The sequence below is a fragment of the Paenibacillus haidiansis genome (assembly GCF_036553665.1).
GTDB classification, from domain to species: Bacteria; Bacillota; Bacilli; order Paenibacillales; family Paenibacillaceae; genus Fontibacillus; species Fontibacillus haidiansis.
In genome coordinates, this window is sequence record NZ_JAZHPZ010000005.1 from 326,291 (window position 1) to 346,430 (window position 20,140).

The 20,140-nt window shown below is 53.0% G+C and carries 19 protein-coding genes; 16 read left to right on the top strand and 3 right to left on the bottom strand.

Going from position 1 to position 20,140, the window contains the following annotated elements; all coding sequences use genetic code 11:
- Positions 1-45 precede the first annotated feature (45 nt).
- A complete protein-coding gene (locus tag V3851_RS13040) occupies positions 46-1,410 on the bottom strand; it encodes a helix-turn-helix domain-containing protein (protein WP_414859302.1) in 1,365 nt (454 codons plus the stop codon).
- A gap of 275 nt (positions 1,411-1,685) precedes the next feature.
- Here V3851_RS13040 and V3851_RS13045 point away from each other — a divergent pair, with 275 nt between their 5' ends.
- The gene (locus tag V3851_RS13045; RefSeq protein WP_331846973.1) at positions 1,686-2,750 is read left to right on the top strand and encodes a serine hydrolase domain-containing protein; all 1,065 of its coding nucleotides are present in this window, start codon (positions 1,686-1,688) and stop codon (positions 2,748-2,750) included.
- Positions 2,751-2,821: 71 nt separating this feature from the next.
- Here V3851_RS13045 and V3851_RS13050 read toward each other — a convergent pair whose 3' ends face one another.
- Positions 2,822-4,021, bottom strand: a complete 1,200-nt coding sequence (locus V3851_RS13050) for an MFS transporter (protein ID WP_331846974.1) — start codon at positions 4,019-4,021, stop codon at positions 2,822-2,824.
- 183 nt (positions 4,022-4,204) lie between these two features.
- On the opposite strand from V3851_RS13050, the gene V3851_RS13055 reads away from it, so the two are divergent.
- The 6 genes from V3851_RS13055 to V3851_RS13080 all read left to right on the top strand — a co-directional run bounded on the left by V3851_RS13055 (position 4,205) and on the right by V3851_RS13080 (position 11,639).
- The gene (locus V3851_RS13055) at positions 4,205-6,412 is read left to right on the top strand and encodes a S41 family peptidase (RefSeq protein WP_331846975.1); all 2,208 of its coding nucleotides are present in this window, start codon (positions 4,205-4,207) and stop codon (positions 6,410-6,412) included.
- Positions 6,413-6,492: 80 nt separating this feature from the next.
- Entirely contained in the window at positions 6,493-7,941 is a 1,449-nt protein-coding gene (locus V3851_RS13060; protein ID WP_331846976.1) for an FAD-dependent oxidoreductase, read from the top strand.
- 96 nt (positions 7,942-8,037) lie between these two features.
- A complete protein-coding gene (locus V3851_RS13065) occupies positions 8,038-8,478 on the top strand; it encodes a nucleotidyltransferase substrate binding protein (RefSeq protein WP_331846977.1) in 441 nt (146 codons plus the stop codon).
- On the top strand, positions 8,471-8,782 hold the full coding sequence (locus V3851_RS13070; protein WP_331846978.1) for a nucleotidyltransferase family protein: 312 nt from the start codon (positions 8,471-8,473) through the stop codon (positions 8,780-8,782). The genes V3851_RS13065 and V3851_RS13070 overlap by 8 nt, the downstream gene beginning before the upstream one ends.
- A gap of 88 nt (positions 8,783-8,870) precedes the next feature.
- Positions 8,871-11,186, top strand: a complete 2,316-nt coding sequence (locus tag V3851_RS13075; RefSeq protein WP_331846979.1) for an ATP-dependent DNA helicase — start codon at positions 8,871-8,873, stop codon at positions 11,184-11,186.
- A 57-nt stretch (positions 11,187-11,243) separates the two neighbouring features.
- Positions 11,244-11,639 carry a cytochrome-c oxidase gene (locus V3851_RS13080; protein ID WP_331846980.1) on the top strand — a complete coding sequence of 132 codons (396 nt, stop codon included), beginning with the start codon at positions 11,244-11,246 and terminating at the stop codon, positions 11,637-11,639.
- Between the two features lie 79 nt (positions 11,640-11,718).
- On the opposite strand, the gene V3851_RS13085 is transcribed toward V3851_RS13080, so the two are convergent.
- Complete coding sequence (locus V3851_RS13085) at positions 11,719-12,438, bottom strand: 3-ketoacyl-ACP reductase (protein WP_331846981.1); 720 nt, start codon at positions 12,436-12,438, stop codon at positions 11,719-11,721.
- Between the two features lie 326 nt (positions 12,439-12,764).
- Here V3851_RS13085 and V3851_RS13090 point away from each other — a divergent pair, with 326 nt between their 5' ends.
- The 9 genes from V3851_RS13090 (at position 12,765) to V3851_RS13130 (ending at position 20,132) form a co-directional block, all read left to right on the top strand.
- Positions 12,765-13,199: a MarR family transcriptional regulator gene (locus tag V3851_RS13090; protein ID WP_331846982.1), complete on the top strand. Its 435-nt coding sequence runs from the start codon at positions 12,765-12,767 to the stop codon at positions 13,197-13,199.
- The gene (locus tag V3851_RS13095; RefSeq protein ID WP_331847063.1) at positions 13,199-13,951 is read left to right on the top strand and encodes an SDR family NAD(P)-dependent oxidoreductase; all 753 of its coding nucleotides are present in this window, start codon (positions 13,199-13,201) and stop codon (positions 13,949-13,951) included. Before V3851_RS13090 ends, V3851_RS13095 begins: the two co-directional genes overlap by 1 nt.
- Before the next feature lie 484 nt (positions 13,952-14,435).
- Positions 14,436-14,879: a MarR family winged helix-turn-helix transcriptional regulator gene (locus tag V3851_RS13100; protein ID WP_331846983.1), complete on the top strand. Its 444-nt coding sequence runs from the start codon at positions 14,436-14,438 to the stop codon at positions 14,877-14,879.
- Positions 14,880-15,071: 192 nt separating this feature from the next.
- Complete coding sequence (locus V3851_RS13105; protein WP_331846984.1) at positions 15,072-15,473, top strand: DoxX family protein; 402 nt, start codon at positions 15,072-15,074, stop codon at positions 15,471-15,473.
- 45 nt (positions 15,474-15,518) lie between these two features.
- Positions 15,519-16,139 (top strand): nitroreductase family protein, encoded by a 621-nt coding sequence (locus tag V3851_RS13110; protein ID WP_331846985.1) that lies wholly within the window; start codon positions 15,519-15,521, stop codon positions 16,137-16,139.
- Positions 16,140-16,152: 13 nt separating this feature from the next.
- Positions 16,153-17,103: a ring-cleaving dioxygenase gene (locus tag V3851_RS13115; RefSeq protein WP_331846986.1), complete on the top strand. Its 951-nt coding sequence runs from the start codon at positions 16,153-16,155 to the stop codon at positions 17,101-17,103.
- Positions 17,100-17,708, top strand: a complete 609-nt coding sequence (locus tag V3851_RS13120) for an alpha/beta hydrolase (RefSeq protein ID WP_331846987.1) — start codon at positions 17,100-17,102, stop codon at positions 17,706-17,708. Before V3851_RS13115 ends, V3851_RS13120 begins: the two co-directional genes overlap by 4 nt.
- 18 nt (positions 17,709-17,726) lie before the next feature.
- Positions 17,727-18,338 (top strand): flavin reductase family protein, encoded by a 612-nt coding sequence (locus V3851_RS13125; protein ID WP_331846988.1) that lies wholly within the window; start codon positions 17,727-17,729, stop codon positions 18,336-18,338.
- 249 nt (positions 18,339-18,587) lie between these two features.
- Complete coding sequence (locus V3851_RS13130) at positions 18,588-20,132, top strand: response regulator transcription factor (RefSeq protein WP_331846989.1); 1,545 nt, start codon at positions 18,588-18,590, stop codon at positions 20,130-20,132.
- Positions 20,133-20,140: the final 8 nt, after the last annotated feature.

Sequence of the window (20,140 nt, forward strand, 5' to 3'; positions counted from 1 at the left end):
TCAACGATAGAATAACGCTGCCCATAATATAAGCCGTTTTTCTCCTCATAGGGCTACACACACCTTTTTAATCAGATTTTTATACTTATCAGTGATTTCATTGGATGCGGCGCTTCTAAATTCTTCAAATAGGCTTACATACTTAAGTATAATGTCTTCTTTATTTATAACAACTGAATATTCTAGACCTTTCATCGTAAAATTGAACCCGTTTAGATAATCAGAACGTTGTAAGTAATAAAGAGATAATTCGTATAATAATCTGACGTAGTCGTCAGGGATAACCTGTCCCTCAAATATATTATTGGTTTGGGGATCATCATAGCCTTTAATTTCTGACTCGAATTGTAACAAAACAGAATCTACATTGAAGCTATAACGGTTCGCAGAGTGCATAATATTAAAAAGGGCTGTACGAACTTCATGGGGCCTTTTTTCAATATATGCTACATAATCCGAAAGGACATCTAGATCCCCATTCATCAGTTTATTTGCATAGGTATTAGCCTGAGCCCAATCATTGAATAGATTCTTCCAATATACGGATTTATTATCCGTTTCTTTTACCCAGTTTAAATCCGCATAATCATAAGTAAAATGTAAAGCCTGTTCGTAATCGCCTTTACCCTCGGATACACAAGCATACAAAAGTTTTGCATAAGCTATGTATGCAAAAAGTGGTGCGCTCAACTTTTCTTGTTGTTGCTGAAACTTTTGTTCTGTTGTGAAATACTGAATTCTCGCCTTATGCTCCATCTCACGGGCAAAATGCTCTACCCGGTCCCAATGGCGCAGGGAGCGATACAGATTGCACAAGTCCTTAAGCGCATCCAGTTGTTGAATCTCATCCAACCGTTCTACGAAAGGCTCAAATTGACTTGCGATTTTGAAGTTCTGCATCTGGTCCTTCCCGATCCGGATCGTAAACAAGCGGTACTGGCACATGGCGAGCCGTTCGGAATGCTGCTTCCGCTCGCTGTCGGCCACATTCTCGTATAAAATCTCCGCCGCTTCATATTTACCGTTGTAGAATAACTCTTCCGCCGCCTCGAATAACAATGGGGAATACATCAGATTATCCAGCAGTACATTTACCACCTCCCGGATACAGTCCAATTTGCCCAATTCCGCACAATTGAATAGAAAAGGTCTGATTCTGCGCCAATTGGGGTCGTTCTCTACAAGATATTCATGAATGTAGTTGCTGTAGAAGTGTCCCTGAGAATATCCCAGCATTTCGGTGATCTGGTCCAGTTGGTCCATGGTCAGTTTCCGTGAGCCGTTCAGGATATGACTGACCGTTCCCGGGTTAAGCTCCAATTTCCCCGCCAATTGTCTTACATTAAGCCCGTGATGCTTTATGTATGAATCTAATTCCGCAAGAATCGTGCTTGAGTTCAACCAAACCACCCCCACAAATCCAATACAGTTATAAACGGTGTCTCTCTATGAAAACACAACATTCTATTCCGTTATATTTCAAATATATCCATTTTTTGGACTGTGGTCAATTATTACTATTGAATAATCTTTGACTGTTCCCTGAGGATTCACTGAGGATATTTTACACGAAAAAGAATATTTTCGACTTGCCCCAACGAGTGCTCCTCATGCATATATAGGGTAAGAAGTTATTTCCAGATTAGAAGGGAATTAAAAATATGGTTAAAAAGAGTATGGTTATAATGAGCATACTAGCCATGTTTATGACAGGATGTGACCGAAGCGGGAATCAGCCGGAAAATTCATCGGTAGAAGTACCGATTGCAACGGAGGTCGCCCAGGATAACAACTCAACGTTCGTTTGGCCCGAAGCCTCGCCGGGGGAATTGGGGGCTGATGGGGAATTGCTTTTGCAGATGGAAGAAGAGGTAACGGAGAATTACCCGGCCATAAACAGCCTTCTAATCGTCAAGAACGGAAATATCGTATACGAAAAATACTTCAATAACGCGACCAAAGATACGCCGGTGCCCGTATATTCTGTCACGAAGAGCGTCATGTCCGCTCTCACCGGCATTGCGATCGAGCAGGGATATTTTATGGGAACGGACCAGAAGCTTTCCGAGTTTTTGCCCGCAATTAAGGAGCAGGAGGACAAACGGAAGCAGGAGATTACGATTCGGCACGCCTTGACCATGACGGGAGGGCTGGAGCGGGTGGACGATAATTATTATGCGTGGTATTACACCTCGGATTGGGTCGCCTCCGCGGTCGGTCTTCCTTTGACGGATGAACCCGGGGCGGTATTCGAGTACAATACCGGGCTGCCGCATCTCCTCTCGGGCGCACTGACGGAAGCGTCGGGGATGTCGACGAAAGAATTTGCCGATAAATATTTGTTCGGTCCGTTAGAGATTACAAATTATAATTGGGATCACGACTCGACAGGGGTTTACAACGGAGGCAACACCCTCTTCTTATTGCCGAGAGATATGGCCAAATTCGGTTACTTGTATCTCAATAAGGGAAAATGGGGAGATCGGCAAATTGTCCCCGGGGATTGGGTAGAAGCTTCTACCCGCAAACAAGTGAGCGCATACGATGGCGGGGAATATGGATATTTATTCTGGATTATGAATGTAAGCGACAGTCAAGGCAACCTGCTGTCGGCTTATGAAGCCAATGGTTATCTGGGGCAGCATATCCGGGTCATTCCGGAGCTGGATACAGTGGTCGTGGTAACCTCTTCACAAGATTCCAATGTGCATGGGTTGGTGGAATCTTATATTGTCCCGGCTCTGGAGTAAGGCGCAAAAAACGGCCCGCCATCTTATTAGGATGGCGGGCCGTTCCGCAATATAGGCCGTTGCTTCAAGGGCTACTTCGCCGCTTGTTTCCGCTCCTGCGCGTAGCTGACGGCTCCGAGAATGAGCGCCAGCGTGACGATCAGCGACCCGACCCAGGGCAGCGCCGGAAGCCCGGCATGGGTAATGACCAGGCCGCCGATGAAGGCGCCGGCGGCGTTGCCGAGATTTCCGGCCGAATGGCTGGAGGTGGAGGCAAGGGCCGGAGCGGCCTGGGCCAAATTCATGATCCGTACCTGGAGGCCGGGCATGACGCCGAAGGAAGCGGCCCCCCAGAAGAAGATCGTAATCACAGCAAGGACAGGGCTTTGTATGGTAAAAGTAAATAGGCCCAAAATTACGCCCAGCAAAAGATAAAGCCCCAACAGGGAGGGCATCAGCTTCCAGTCGGCCAGACGGCCGCCGATGATGTTTCCGAGCGTCACCCCACAGCCGAAGATGACGAGAATCCACGTGACACTGTGCTCGGCAAAGCCGGTAATTTCCTGAAGCATGGGGGCGATGTACGTAAAGACGGCGAACAGGCTGGTGTTGCCGAGCGCGCCGATCAGCAGGAACAGCAGCAGCTTCGGATGCATGAGGGCGCGAATTTGCCGGGCGATTCCTTCCGGCGGTTCCGGCTTGAACCGGGGGACCAGCAACAGGATGCCGATCAAGGCGACCGCGCCCATCACGGCGATCGCCCCGAAGGAGGCTCTCCAGCCGAGATGCTGGCCGATGAAGGTTCCAAGCGGGACGCCGACGATATTGGCGATGGTCAGCCCGGCCATCATCACGGATACGGCGCCGGCCCGCTTCTCCGGCCGGACGAGGCCGGCGGCGATGACCGCCCCGACCCCGAAGAAGGTGCCGTGCGTCAGCGCGGTCAGAATCCGCGCGGCCATCAGCACGGCATAGTTCGGGGCGAACACCGATATGCCGTTGCCGAAGATGAAGAGCAACATCAGCAGGCAGAGCAGCGCCTTTTGCGGAATGCGCTGGGTGAGCAGCGTCAGAATCGGCGCGCCGATGGCGACGCCCATAGCGTAGGCGGTGATCAGCTGTCCGGCGGCGGAGATGCTGACGTGCAGGTCGTCCGCCACATTCGGCAGCAGCCCCATAATGACAAATTCGGTCATCCCGATGGCGAACGATCCGACGGTCAGGGACAAAATCGCGACCGGGAAGGATTCCTTTCGTGCTTTTTGTTGGCTAATCGCAGGTGATGTATTCATGAAGTACGACCTTTCTATAGTCAACCCCAACGGGCTTTTTCCCCTATTGTAATTTTTACTAGAAAAAAGTAAGTCCAGTAACCTATTATTAGGGCTGGGCGTGTTAAGATCAAGAACTTTTTTGCCGAATAGATAAGATATAAGGACCATATAAGTTAAAAAATTCAAAATGGGGCGGGTACATTGGGGAGAAGAGAGAGATTTCCATTAAGCTTGATCTTGCTGGGGAGTATGATCCTGCTGAGTGCATGCGGCAATTTCACCGACTTGGGGGAGAGCTACATCGGGAGCGAGCTGGAACAAAAAATTTACGCAAAGAATGAGGAGGGTTATCGTCTAAACGAAGAGGGGAAGCCAACGGAAGCGATTGAGGCATTGGAAGAAGCTATTGAATACATATATGAGTTAGAGCCCGGGCTGGAGAATCTGGATCATGAAGTGGAGAGAACGGAATTGATCGACTCCCCGTTTAACAATATCGCCTGGGCCTACAATGAGCTGGGACAATACGAATTGGGCCTGGAATACATCGGGAAGTCGCTGCTGATTTTACCGAATACGAGCGAGGAGTATAACAACAAAGGCAATGTGCTTTACGGCCTGGACCGGTATGAGGAGGCTATGGCTGCTTATGATCAGGCCTTGACCATGGACAGCGGGGTCATCAATGCCAATTACGGCAAAGGTCTGATTTATTATGACCAAGGGGAATATGAAAAGGCGCTGGGGCAGTTCGAAACCTATCTGAAGGCGGAGCCTGGCGACGCGGAATCGGCGGAGATGAAAATATACTGCCTGCAAGCGCTTGACCGTGGGCAGGAAGCGTTGAAGTACGCGGACGGGTATTTTGCCAAGCATGAGGACGTGTATGACGGATACCGGGTTAAGGGAACTGCGCTCGAGGGGGAAGCGGAGTATGAAGAAGTCGAGGATTTCTACCTGCAGATGGCCGGAAAGTTCCCCGATCAACTGGAACCCCAGTTGAAGCTCGGTGATTTCTACTACAATTACGGTGAATATGACGAAGCCGCGAGCCAATACAAGAAGCTGGAAGAGAAGTACCCCGATACGATTTCGATTCGCTTGGGGCTCATTAAGACATACAGTTCCATGGGAGATTTGGATTCGGTCCAGGAGGCATACAAGGATGCTCCGGAAGCGGCGGAAATCCATACGGCCGTGGGCAATGCTTATTTGAATAACGGGTTGTATACCGCCTCCGTCCCGTATTTTGAGAAGGCGATTGAGATGGAGCCCGAGAACCAAGAGGGCTATATCAGCAAGCTGAAAGCCTTGAACTGGGGCAAAAGATACTCCCGCTGCGCCGTTTTCGGGGAAAAGGCGATGACATGGCTGACCCCCGCCACCTCGGATATTCCCTGGTACACCGGCGAATGTCAGTCTCAGCTTGGCCAAGATCTGGATGCGCAACTTAATTTTCGGCTGGCCGCAGAAATCGATCCCGAGGATTACGAAGCATGGTCTTATCTGGCGACCGCGTACCTGGCGTTGGGAGAACCGGAAGAAGCCGAGGAAGCCAGCAATAGGGCGCTGGAGATCTACTCGGAGGACAGCATGGCCCTCTATGTGAAGGATTCGCTGGAAGAGCGAAAAAAGCCGCTTGGCGAGCGGATCGGGCAGTTCTTCCGCGATAACTATCTTTACGGGAAAAACAAGGCTGGCATGGACGACCAGCTGGCCGTACTGAAAACTCCGGGGATCTCGGAGCAACAGATAGCCGCCGCGATCGACAAGGCGAAGCTCCCCGAAGATAAATTCACGTTCATGGCTTATGGCGAATTGTACGACCTGATCACGGAAGCGCAAGATGAGGAAATCGAATACAAAGACATGGGCGATCTCCAATACTTCAAAATAGACAGCTTCACCAGGACGACGGACGATCAGTTCATCCGCTTGCTCGACGAGATTCCGGCCCCGGCGGAGAAGACGCTGGTCATCGACCTGCGCGGCAACGGCGGCGGCCTGACCGACAGCGCCAACAATATGCTGGATGCGCTCCTTCCCGATCTGGTGACCAGCACATTAATCTATAGCGATGGCTATACATACAACTATTACTCCGACCCCGAGCATGTCGACTTTCGGAGCATCTCTATTTTTGTGGACGAGAACACCGCCAGCGCCGCCGAATTGCTGACTTTGGGCCTCAAAACTTATCTGAACAACGTCACGGTATTAGGTCGCCAAACCTTCGGCAAAGGCGTCGGACAGCAGGTGTTCGAGGACAAAGAGCATAAGGTCATGGTTTACGCGGTCAACCACTATTGGAATGTGCGGCAGAACAATATTTCCGACAAGGGCATTGCTCCCGATATTGAAGTTAAGGGCGATGAATTGGACAGCTTTATGAAGAAGGTTCAACAGTGATTTTATGTTAATTTGAATAGGCTTTCGGAACACTAACTTTAAAAGTTAAATGGTTATCAGAGAGGGGAAAAATGAAAGCGATGAGAAAGAGAAAGCATTCCCGGTACGTGTTCTTGCTGCTGATCATGGCATTGATTTTGCAGGCGCCCGGCATTCTCCCGGCGGCAAAGGCGGCGCCGGCCGCCAAAGCCTCGGCTAGCGGCGTGCTTCATTATGACGTGGTCGTCATCGGCAGCGAGCTTCAGGGGGTATTGCTGGCGAAGTCGGCCCGGGATCTGGGCCTGGACGTCCTGATCCTGGACCCGCGCAGCAAGCCGGGCGGAGAATTGATTCAGGGCCAGATGATCGTGCTGGACGAGCCCAACGACAATAAGGGGCGCAGCCTGGTCCAAGGGGCGTTGAAGCCGCTGTACGCGGATTATAAAGCGGGAAAAGTGCGCAAGCTGGCCTCATTCGAGAAATTTTATCAGAAGCTGATTCAGGGTATCCCGCTGAAAAGCGGCGTTGTCATTGAAGCCGTGGACATCGTGGGGGAAGGCGCCGATAAAACGGTCAAATCTTTGACGTACAGGAACAGACTCGGTACCGAATTTACGGTCGAGGCGGAATACTGGGTGGAAAATACCGATTTCAACGCGCTGACCGGCAAGCTCGGAGAGAAACGCATTCCGGGAATGGAGAGCATATATAACGGGCAGAAGCCCGATTATATGGCCGCTACATATATGCTGAATTTCAAAAATGTGAACTGGGGCAAGCTGCATCAGGCCGTTCTGGACGATTATCCGTTGACCAATGTCCGCAAGAAATACGGTGCCAATACCTACGTGGACTGGAATTTCGCCGCGGGGTTCAGCAATATTACTTTCAAATACAAACCTCAGGATACGCAATTCATGCTGCGGGGGCTTAATGCGACTTATCAGAACGACGGCGAGGTCGCCATTAACGCGCTGCTCGTATACGATGTCGATCCTTCCGATCCGAAGTCGGTGGAGAATGCCGTGCGCAAGGGGAAGGCGGAGGCTCCGCATGTCCTCAAATATTTGCAAAAAAATATCCCAGGCTTCGAAAAAGCCCAGTTAGGCGGGCTTCCGGAGTATTTGTACATCCGCGATTATAACCGCTACGAAACGAAATATGTGCTGGATTATCCGGACCTGATGTCGAGCCGGATGTTTTGGGATAACGTTACGATTGGCGGCTATCCCGTCGACCTGCAGGCCACGCGGATCGTCACCAAAGGGGTCGGTTACGGCAAGCCGGACCGCTACGGGATTCCGCTGCGTTCGTTCATGCTGAAATCGTACGACAATGTGCTCGTCGCGGGCAAAAATGTCGGGGCTACGATCAAGGCCTACGGCAGCGCGCGGATCGTGCCGACGACCGCGCTGGCGGGCCAGACGATCGGCATCATCCTGGGCCGGGAGCTGAAACAGGGCAAACGGCTGGACGAGCTGACCCCCGCCGACTTCAGACGGATTCATCAGTATCTGGAGAAGGATTATAAGATCGCGGTGAGCCGGTAGGGCGAGGTGGGCGACCTAACCTTCTTATATTCGTTAGAATTAGGGTATACTCTTACTAGAATTATATAGAATCTTGTGGTTGGAAGGAGGATGCATGTGCAAGGCTCCAATCGAGTCGGAGGACCTTCCGGAGATAAGCAACTGAAGCTTAACGGCCTACTGGAGGAGTTTGACGATCTAAAGAGATCTATCCGAGTATTTAAAAAGTACTCAAGCAATGATGAACTGATAGACAGCTTGCGCCGTGACTTGGTTGTATCCTTTGCAGTGACTGTTGAACATGTTTTGAAGTACATTGCTTTTATAGCCAAGACGGAGTTCTTTGAAAACTGCCCTCATTCCAAAGATTCCATTCAATTTGCATTCCGACGAGGTTGGATTTCGGATGAGAGAATCTGGAGGCACCTTTTGGAGGTCAGAAATTTGACGGTTCATGTTTACAGTAGATCAATGTCTGCCTCATTTGCCGATAAAATTCTTTCCGGCGGGTATTATGAGGAACTTGAGAGATTGATGGATGTGCTGAGCCATGAGTAAGCCGCAACTGTCCGAAGAGCTGGAAATGGGGCTCAAGGCTCTTCTTTATGCACATCCGGAGATTAAACGTCTTGTTCTGTTTGGCTCCAGAGCGAAAGGCAAAGCCAGGAATAACTCGGATATCGATCTTTATGTGGATGCCGGAGAGGACAGCTTGACGATCCGGGAAGATGTCGCCGATAGTACGGGGATTGTTCCGGCGGATGTCATCGTACCGGAGATGCTGGATAACAGTCCGGTCTTAAGGGAACAAATCGAGGAACACGGGATAGATTTGGTAAAATATTTTGGGTATTGCAAATAGGGTAATCCAATCCGGCTGTTCCCATGAAGCATCCAACCTATGCTATACTTAGAACAAATGTTCTATAAATCATGCAGCGGGTGAAACGATGAACAAGCCGGTAGTAAACATAGCGGTAAGGCCGCTCGTCGAGTATGTGTTTCGCGGCGGGGACCTGGACGGAGGATTCCGCACCGCCAGTGCCTTAATCGAGGGTACCAGGGCGCATCAGCAGGTGCAGCGGCAGTACGGAGAGAATGATCAGAAGGAAGTGTACGTATCGGCGGAGATCCCTTGCGGGGATCTCCTCTTTGCCGTGGACGGACGCTGCGACGGGCTGCTCGCGGGTGAGGACGGCATGCTGATGATCGACGAAATCAAGTCGACCTCGGGCGATCTGGCGCTCATTACGGAGGAGACGTATCCGGTGCACTGGGCGCAAGCCAAATGCTACGCGTACATGATCGCGAAGGATCAGGGCCTGCCGCGGATGAGAGTCCAGTTGACCTATGTGCAGCTTCCGTCGGGCGAGCGGAAGCAATTCCGGCAGGAGGCCGATTTTGCCGAGCTGGAGTCTTTCATCCACGAAGTGGTGCGGCGATATGCGCCTTATGCGCAAATGCTGCGCGACCACCGGAAGGCGCGGGACGAAAGCATCGCGGGGCTGTCTTTTCCGTTCCCGGCTTACCGGGCCGGGCAGCGGAAGCTGGCGGGCGCGGTCTACAAGACAATTGAAGAGAAGGTGAGCCTGTTTGCCAAGGCGCCGACCGGAATCGGCAAGACGATCTCGACCACGTTTCCGGCGATCAAGGCGATCGGGGAAGGGCATTTACAGCATCTGTTCTATCTGACGGCCAAGACGATTACCCGGACGGCGGCGGAAGAGGCGTTTGCCTTCATGCAGAATAAGGGCCTGCACCTGCATGCCGTGACCATCACCGCCAAGGAGAAGGTTTGCCTTCAGGACGAGGTAAGCTGCCGGAAGGAAGACTGCCCGTTCGCGGACGGCCACTACGACCGGATCAATGACGCGGTGCTGGATATGCTGTCCCATGAGACGCTGATCGGACGGGAGATCATCGAGCGGTACGCCCGCAAGCATCGCGTGTGCCCGTTCGAATTCTCGCTCGATTTGGCTTATGCCGCCGATGCGGTGATCTGCGATTACAACTATATTTATGACCCCAAGGTGTCCTTGAAAAGAATGTTCGCCGAGCAAAAGGGAGCGACGGCGCTGCTGGTGGACGAGGCCCACAACCTCGTGGACCGGGCGCGGGAGATGTATTCGGCTTCCCTGAACAAAGCCGACTTTCTGGCCTTGCAGCGGGAGTACAAAGGAGTAAACACCGGGGTATACCGGGCCGCCAAGGCGGTCAACGGCTTCTTTATCGACCTGCGCAAAGAAACGGACGGCCCGCACCGGATCGACCGCGCCAAGCCGGAGGCACTGCTCGCGCTCGCCGAGGAGTTCATCCTGGAAGCCGAACGGGAGCTGGCTTCTCCCGGGGCATCCGGGGATGCGGGCGAGCGGGGAGCGCTGCTGCTGGATGCCTATTTCGCCGCACAGGGCTTTGTCCGAACCGGGAAATTCTACGACGAGCGTTATGTGACCTATGCCGAGGTTTCTTCCCGGGATGTCGTCATCAAAATGTTCTGCCTCGATCCTTCGCATCTTTTGCGCGAAATGGGCAAGGGGTTTCGGTCGCGCATCTTCTTCTCGGCCACGTTGTCGCCGATGTCCTATTACCGCGATATGCTCGGCGCAACGCCGGAAGACTACACCGTTTCTCTTCCGTCCCCGTTCTCTCGCGAACAGCTCGATGTGCGAATTCATCCGCTGTCGACCCGGTACCGGGACCGGGAGCGGACGAAGGAGGCGCTGGCCCTGCTGCTGCGGCAAACGGTGCTTGAGCGCCGGGGCAATTATCTGTTCTTTTTTCCGTCCTATGCTTATATGAATCTCGTCTGCGAACGGTTTGCCGACGGCCTGCCGGCGGAAGGAATCCGGATGCTGGTGCAGCGGAGCGCCATGTCTGAAGGGGAGCGGGAGGATTTCCTGGCCGCGTTCGATGCCGCCAATGAGGATACGCTGGTGGGGTTTGCGGTGATGGGAGGGATTTTTTCCGAAGGGATCGACCTGGTCGGAGACCGGCTTACGGGCGTCGCCGTGGTCGGCGTCGGGCTGCCGCAGATCGGCCTGGAGCGGGACATCATTCGCGACTACTTTCATGAACAGGGGAAGGACGGATTTGATTACGCGTATGTTTTTCCGGGGATGAACAAAGTGCTGCAGGCCGGAGGCCGGCTGATCCGCTCGGAGAACGATCGCGGCGTGCTGCTGCTGGTGGACGACCGCTATCTCCATCCGCACTATGCCCATTTGCTGCCGGACGAATGGAATGGTCATGAATCGGATCCTTCCTGAATACACATGTGACGAATGAAGCGTTTGAACTTTGTGTGAAAGAGGGGATAAACACGCATGACGCTCACAGGAGTCACGTATATTAAAGTTTCCGTAGTTTATTTTGTAATCGGGGTGCTGCTTGGCATGTACATGTCCATGGCGCATGATTACACGCTGGCGAGTGTACACGTGCATGTGAATTTGCTGGGCTGGGCCTCGTTTGCGCTTGCGGGCATCATTTATTGGCTGTTTCCCAAGGCCGGCGCAAGTCTTCTGGGGAAAATCCAGTTCTGGACGTACACCATCGGTTTGCCGATTATGATGATCGGCCTGGCTTTTGTGCTGGAAGGAAAGGCCTCGTTCGAAGCGATCATTCCGATCGGGGCGACGCTGGTTGTGGTGAGCGTGATTCTGTTTGCGATCAACGTGCTGATCAATGTAAGACCGCAAAGTAATGTCCGGAGAAAATAACGGGGATCCCAAACGGAAGAAAAGTCTCGACCCGCCCTTGTGTTTGGGCTGGGTCGAGACTTTTTTCGCGGGTGAACGCTTATTGCGGATTGTTGGTCCAAATGCCGGCGGTTTTGACGACGACCCGTCTCGGCAGCTTTAAAGTGGCCAAGGCCAGCTCCGCGACATCCTCCGGCTGCATCATCCGGTCTTCTTCGCCGATCTTCAGCCCGGCGTTCACCGCCAGCTCGGTATTCACGGTGCTCGGCGTCAAGGCCACCACCCGGACGTCCGATTTGCGGACTTCCTGCATCAGCGCTTCCGTCATTCCGAGCAAGGCGAATTTGGACGCGCAGTAGGCCGAACCGGTGGCAAAGCCCCGTTCCCCGGCCGTGGAGGCGATGTTGATAATATCCCCGCTTTGCTTCTCCAGCATCGTAGGCAGGGCGGCGCGGGTTACATAATAAGTCCCCATCAGGTTCACCTGAATGATCCGCTCCCAGTCGGCCGGGTCCATATCGAGGAATTTGCCGAATTGGGCGATCCCCGCGTTGTTGATCAGAATATCCACCGTTCCGAGCGCCTCGATCAACTTCGATACGGCGGCTTCCGCCTCGGCCTGCTTGGAAATATCCGCGGCAGCGATATGTACTTGGACGCCGTATTCCTTCCCAAGCTGCTGCTGGAGCGCCTCCAGATCCCCCGCGGTTCGGGCGATCAAGCCCAAATGCACGCCTTCCTTGGCGAGCGCGACGGCCAGCGCTTTGCCGATCCCTTTGCCTGCCCCTGTGATGATGGCAGTTTGATTTTGAAGATTCATTCCGCTGCAGCCTCCCTCATGGATAATTTGTAGGATTTGTTCTCCATTATAAAGGATACCCTTTTTCGCGATCTGCGCCAAAATTGGCATTTGCATGAAACTTTTCAGAAATGGACACAATTTTAGCTGGAAATAAGGTTCGCTTGACGCGCCCTGTTTCAAGAAGTAATATCAAATTACAATAGTTAAATGTATTTAACCATTTAAATCTTTTAATTATACTGGCGCTGCGTGGCCGGTCATAACACTTGGTTATTTCTTTTGGAAAGCGGAGGTGATGGAGACTGGAGAAGAGCGATCTACTTTCCTATTTGCTGTCGCAGCAAATGACCAAATTTGTAGTATCTTATGGCAAAATACTGGATCCCGATCTCACCGCCCAGCAGTACTTGATTTTGCAGATATTGGGGGCGGGGGATAAAACCAGCTCCGAGCTGGCCGAAGAGTTGGATGTGACCCTGCCTGCGGTAACGAACCTGACGAACAAACTGGCCGGCAAAGGGTATATTGAGCGCAGGTCGGTTCCCAATGACAGACGGAGCATAAAGCTGCAGTTGACCGATCAGGGCCGCGAGGTTGAGTCCCGGCTGGTGGAACGGTATAAGGAGCTGACAAGTCAGCTATGGTCGGAGTTTTCGGAACAGGAATTGGATTTGCTCCTGGCATCCTATCGGAAAATGGTGGATAGCTTTCGGCAAATCCCGGGCCGGAATTCGGAATCAAATCATGCAGTGAATACGAAAAAACAGGAGGAATCATGATGGGAAGATTGGATAACAAGGTTGCTATTATTACCGGTGCAGCCGGAGGTATGGGGAAAGCGGACGCGGTGCTGTTCGCTAAGGAAGGCGCAAAGGTTGTCATTACGGATATCCAGGAGGAGAAAATTGCCGCCGCGGCCGAGGAGATTAACAAAAACGGCGGGGAAGCGATCGGGTTGGTGCAAGACGTGACCTCCGAAGCAGATTGGCAGCGAGTCGTGGACGAAGCCATGGCCAAATTCGGCAAAATCGACATACTCGTCAACAACGCCGGGATTTCCAGCCCCACGCCGATGCTCGACACCACGGTGGAGCTCTGGAACAAGGTAATGGATATTAATATCAAGAGCGTATTTTTGGGGCAAAAATACGTCATCCCGAAAATGATCGAGGGCGGCGGCGGATCGATCGTCAATATCTCTTCGATCGCCGGCCTGACCGGCGGCAACGGCGCCGGCCCGTACACGGCCAGCAAAGGGGCGGTGCGGATGCTGACGAAGGCGACGGCCGTCGATTTCGCCAAGCATAACATCCGCGCCAACTCGGTGCATCCGGGAATCATTCAAACCCCGATGACGGAAGGCTTGATGAAGGACGAGAACATGAAGGCGTGGTTCCATTCCGTCACCCCGCTTCCGCGTCTCGGCCTCGCCGAAGACATCGCGGCGGGCGTATTGTTCCTCGCCTCGGACGAGTCATCGTATATCACCGGGATCGAGCTCCCGATCGACGGCGGCTTCACGGCGAAGTAAGCTGCTATCTCTGCGACAATAGAGGCGGTTTTTGCACAACCCGGCGCTGCCGGGTTGTTTTTGTCGTCAAAGCTGATTTTTGGGCGAATCCAAAATAACTGGAAAACATACAGCTATTTCAGCGGTTTATCTGATCATGGAACAATTAACTGGAAAACCTACATCTAATCCCGTAATTTATGTTAAGGGGCTGGGCTTTTGGCCAAATTAAATGGAGGTTATCCATCTATTTTCGTGGATTAGGTTAAATTGGAGAAAATAGCTGGAGGAAATCCAGTTAATTTCTCACGCTTTACTGAACTAAATTTATTCTCGGCGAATGCTTGACAATATAAATCAATTGTATTATCTTTATATCAAGATAATTAATATAGAGATAAATCACATCAAGATAAATACACATAAATGGCTCGATGATCAAATCGCGAAACGCACACCGCGCACAATGTACAACGCAAATAGATTGCTAGAGGAGGTACATCCTATGAAATACGAACAAGACGACGCCTTGAATCTTCATATCGCCCTGTCGCGGGCTAGCCAATGGGTGAACGCTCATACGGACCGGGATATCCGCAGCTACGGGCTTACGCGAACGGAGTTCGGCGTGTTGGAGCTGCTTTATCACAAAGGGCCGCAGCCGATCCAGCAAATCGGCGGGAAAGTGCTGATGAGCAGCGGCAACATCACTTATGTCGTCGACAAGCTCGAGAAGAAGCAGTACGTCCGGCGCAAACCTTGCGCCGAGGACCGGCGTCTCATCTTCGCGGAGATCACGGAGGAGGGCACGAAGTTTATCGAAGAAGTGTTCCCCAAGCATGCGGAAGTCATCGCCAAGGCGACGGCGGGATTGAATGCCGAAGAGAAGAGGATCGCGGCGGAGCTGCTGAAGAAGCTCGGCAAACATGCGCAGGAGGGATTCAAGTAGCCGGAGGCGGCCATAAACATGAAGACATGAAAACACGAATCCGAAGCCGTATCCGCACTACAACGCCGACTGCTTAAACCTAGCCCAGATAATAAATCCGGGTTTAGAAAGCGGAAGGCCTTCTCGGGTCAAATATCTTAATATAAAGAGTCTTTATTTTAACAAAACTAATGATTAAAGGAGAAATAAACAATGAGCATAGCTATTGGATTGTTGATTATACGGTTGGTTGTCGGTTTGTCTTTTATGGCGCACGGCGCGCAGAAGCTGTTCGGCTGGTTCGGCGGCCACGGCCCGAAAGGGACCGGAGGATGGATGGAATCCCTCGGGTTCAAACCGGGCGTGCTGATGGCGGTCCTGGCGGGCGGCGCCGAATTTGCCGGCGGGCTGCTGTTTGCCGCGGGATTGTTGACCCCATTGGGCGCGCTGTTGATCATCCTGACGATGATCATGGCGATCTTCGCGGTTCATGGCAAGAACGGTTATTGGTCCACGGCGAACGGCTACGAATACAACCTGCTGATTATTGCCGTAGTTCTCGGTGTAGCCTTGATTGGCGCGGGCGACTTTTCTTTCGACGCCCTGCTGTTCTAAACGAAACATAAACATGAAATTATTACGGAGTGAGGAGACTATGCGATGAGCGATTTTACGGAAGTATTAAAAAACCGCAGATCCGCCAATAAATTCATGCAAGGCGTGGAGATCCCGCAAAAGGATCTGGAGGAGATATTCAATCTGGTCAAATATGCTCCGTCGGCATTCAATCTGCAGCATACCCATTATATCGTGGTCAAGGATCCCGAGCTTAAGGAAAAAGTATATGAAGCTGCGAATAAACAATACAAAGTACGTACAGCATCGGCGGTTATTGTCGTATTGGGGAATCCTGACGCTTACAAGGATGCGGCGGTATTAAACGAAGGCCTGTTGAATCTGGGTGTGCTCAGCAAGCAGGAATACGATATGACCGTGGAATCCACGCTTGCTTTCTACGAAGAACGGGGCGAGACGTTCCGGCGGGAGGACGCGATCCGCAATGCCAGCCTGTCCGCGATGCAATTGATGCTGATCGCCAAGGACCACGGGTGGGATACGTGCCCGATCAACGGGTTCGACCCGGAGGCGCTGAGCAAGGCGCTTGCGCTTCCTGAAGCCTATGTTCCGGTCATGCTTGTCACCATCGGCAAAGAGGACACGTCCAGCTTTCGTCCGCGCGGCTACCGCAAACCCGTAGCCGAATTCGTAAAATTCATTTAAGGAGGAAATTAAAATGACACAACGTACAGCAGGTATTCATCATATTACCGCCTTTGTGGACAGCGCTCAGGAAACGACTGATTTCTATGCGGGTATCCTGGGGCTTCGCCTGGTCAAGAAAACGATCAACTTCGATGCGCCGGAGGTGTATCATCTCTATTTCGGCAATGAGGCGGGCAGCCCGGGGACGATCATCACCTTCTTCCCTTCGCCGGGTTCCCGCAAGGGCCGGGTCGGCGGCGGGCAGGTCGGAATTACGACTTACGCGATTCCCGACGGGACGCTGGATTTCTGGGAAGCGCGCCTGCGGCGGTTCGGCGTTTCCGTCGAAAAGCGGGAAAGATTCGGCGAGACCGTTCTGCACTTCCGCGACAACTCGGGATTGATCCTGGAGCTGGTAGAGCGGGCGGAAGGGCCGGCAAGCACCTGGTCGTTCGGCGGAGTGCCGGCGGATAAAGCGATCAAGGGCTTTGGCGGCGCGGTATTGTACAGTGTGGCTCCCGAGAAAACGAGCCATCTTTTGGAACATGTGCTCGGAATGGAAAAAATAGGGCAAGAGGGGTCCTACGCCCGATACAAAACGACCGGGGAGTTAGGTAATATAATCGATATCAACATCAACCCCATGGAATACGGCGCCGGGGGTGCCGGAACCGTGCATCATATCGCCTGGCGGGCAAAGGATGACGAAGATCATGCCGCTTGGAGAACTAAACTGTCCGGGCTTGGTTATCATGTGACCCCGTTTGTCGACCGTCAATATTTCAACGCGATTTATTTCCGGGAAGAAGGGGGCATCATGTTCGAAATCGCCACCGATCCCCCTGGATTTGCCCGGGACGAACCCGCCGATATGCTTGGCGAGAAGCTGATGCTGCCGGACTGGTATGAGAAACATCGGGCGCTGATTGAAGCGAATTTGGAACCGTTCGAGGTTCGGGTATTGGAGGAGGATAGAGAATGAAACATATTTTTCAGCAGGGAACGAGCAACGACGCGCCGGTGCTGTTGCTCCTGCACGGTACCGGCGGAACGGAGCGCGACCTGCTGCCGCTGGGCGGCATGATCTCCCCGCAGTCCTCGGTGCTGAGCGTCCGGGGGAATGTGCTGGAGAACGGAATGCCGCGGTTTTTCCGGCGGCTGGCCGAAGGGGTCTTCGATGAAGAGGACCTTGTGTTCCGGACCAAGGAACTGAACGACTTCCTCGATGAGGCGTCCGGAACTTACGGGTTTAACCGCCGCAATATCGTGGCGGTCGGTTACTCCAACGGCGCGAACATCGCCGGCAGCCTGCTGTTCCACTTCGGGGACGCACTGCGCGGGGCGATCCTGCACCACCCGATGGTGCCGCGCCGGGGGATCGCGCTGCCGGACCTGTCCGGCGTCCCCGTATTCATTGCCGCGGGGCAGCGCGATCCGATCAGTCCGCCGCAGGAAGCGGAAGAACTGGAGCGCCTGCTGAGCGGGGCCGGGGCGGCCGCGCACGTCCATTGGGAACCGTCCGGCCACCAGTTGACCCCGTCCGAGGTCGATGCCGCCTCGGCCTGGTATCAGCGGACTTTTGCCTAACCTAAAGGAGTGGACGCCATGCTTTCCATAGATCCCGACCTGCAGAGCGAGCGGGACAATTACAAGCTGCTGACGGGCAGCATTATTCCGCGGCCGGTAGCCTTGGTGACGACGTTGTCGGAGGCCGGCACCTTGAACGCGGCCCCGTTCAGCTATTTCAACATCGTGACCGCCGATCCGCCGCTCGTCTCGGTTTCGGTCCAGCGCAAGCAGGGCCGGCCCAAAGATACGGCCCGGAACGCGGCGGAGCGCGGCGCCTTTGTCGTTCACATTGCCGATGAATCCTACATCCGGCAGGTGAACGAGACGGCGGCCTCGCTGCCCCCGGAGGAGAGCGAGGCGGCGCTGGCCGGCCTGACGCCGGTGCCGAGCGAGACCATCGCCGTCCCCGGCGTGGCCGAGGCCAAGGTCCGGATGGAATGCCTGCTGGAGCAGGCGATTCCGCTTGGCGGCAAGCCCGGGGAACCGGCGGCCGATCTGCTGATCGGCCGGGTGGTCCGCTTCCATATCGACGAGTCCGTGTACGAGGACGGGCGAATCAGCGCCGATACACTTAAAGCCGTCAGCCGCCTCGCCGGAAACGATTATGCCAAACTCGGTCCCACATTTTCGATACCGCGACCGGGATAAACGGATATGATACAGCCTTCTCGATAATTTGGGAAGGCTGTATTTTTATGAACTTTTATAGTTTTTCTAAGCAAGAACTAAAATTTTCCGGGTAAATACTTAATTTCCGGCATAGAGAATTATACGGGTTCTCGGTTAGGTTGAGGTTAAAAGTTTTCCTATTCTCAAACCATGAAGCTATGATAGCATAAATAATGAGTGCGCTTTCAAAATAGCAGTTTAGTACAACTTCAGGGGAGCGATATATCTATGATGAATGTGCTATTGGTGGATGACGAGCCTTGGGTAATTGAGGGACTCCGCACGATGGTGAATTGGACGGACCACGGGTTTCAAGTGTGCGGAGATGCTTCCAACGGTCCTGATGCGTTCAGGATGATTCAAGAGCTTGGGCCGGAGCTGGTTCTGACGGATATCAATATGCCGGTGATTAACGGGTTGGAGCTGATTGAGCGATCGAACCGGGCGCTGGCCAGGCCTCCTAAGTTTGTTATATTGAGCGGCTACGACAATTTTAATTATGCGCGTACCGCAATGCATCAACGGGTAACGGAATATTTGCTCAAACCGATCGACGAGGAAGAGATTGAGGCGCTGCTGGTCCGCTTGCGCAAGAGAATCGAGGAAGAGCTTGAAACGGAGCAGAGCCAAACCCGCATGCATTTTTTGCTGGTGAACAATTTGCTGAACCGCCTGATTCAAGGTGAAGACGGCGTGCAGCTGATGCAACAGGCCGCCCATGCCCTTCTTCTTTCGGAGGATGCCGGGCTGCGCTGCGTTCTGATTGAGGCTTCCGGAACTGCTTCCGATTTGCGCAGCCGGGCGGCGAAGTATTTCGCGCAGACACCGGGCCGTATATTCGAGGACAGCGCGGGAAGGATCGGCGTGATTCTGACTGACGATAATTTTTCATTCGGCCGGGTACAGGAGCTCGCCGTACAACTTCACAATGAACTTACGGATGAATCAAACCGGCCTGTCATTGTGACGATCAGCGGCGCTCTTCCGGGAATCGCATCGGTTCGCGAACTGTATATGCAGGCGCTTGAGGTCAATAAATGCAAGCGTTGTCAAGGAAGAGACGGTGTGTATAATTACAGGGATTTGCGGCGGGCCGGAATTTCCCGCAAGCACGCCAAGGAGAAATTCAAACAGCTCACGGAGATCGTGACGGCGGCCCGGACCGGCAAAATTCACTCCGCCGTGGAAGACGCACTGGCTTCCATTACGGAGGGGCTGTCCGATCTGAAGCATGCCATGGCCCATGTGGCCGACCTCGAATTGAATCTTTGCAGACGGATCGGGGAAATGAACGGGGACCCGGATGCTTTCATGAAGAAGCTTCAGGATGAATATGGTAGTATCGGGAGTTTCGAGACTTACTCGTCCTTGAGAAAATACGTCCTTGAGCTTTGCTTGGAAGCGGCCGATGTCCTGGCGCGGCTGGAGGCCAAGAATGAGAACAATACGATCTTCCATGTGATTCAATACGTGGACCGGGAATTCCGCGGCAAGCTGCAACTGCAGGACCTGGCCAAAATGTTTCATATGAATTCCACCTATCTGGGTCAGTTGTTTAAGAAAGAAACCGGTAAACCGTTCAACGACTACTTGAACGAAAAAAGAATCGAAGAAGCCAAACGGCTGCTGAAACGCACCCAGATGAAAATTTCCGAAATCGCGCTTCAGGTCGGATATCCCAATACGGACTATTTTATCAGCAAATTCAAATGCAAGACGGGGGTGCTGCCCTCGGTCTACAAACAGGAATCCGAGCGGAAAACGGCGGGTTAAACGGCAGG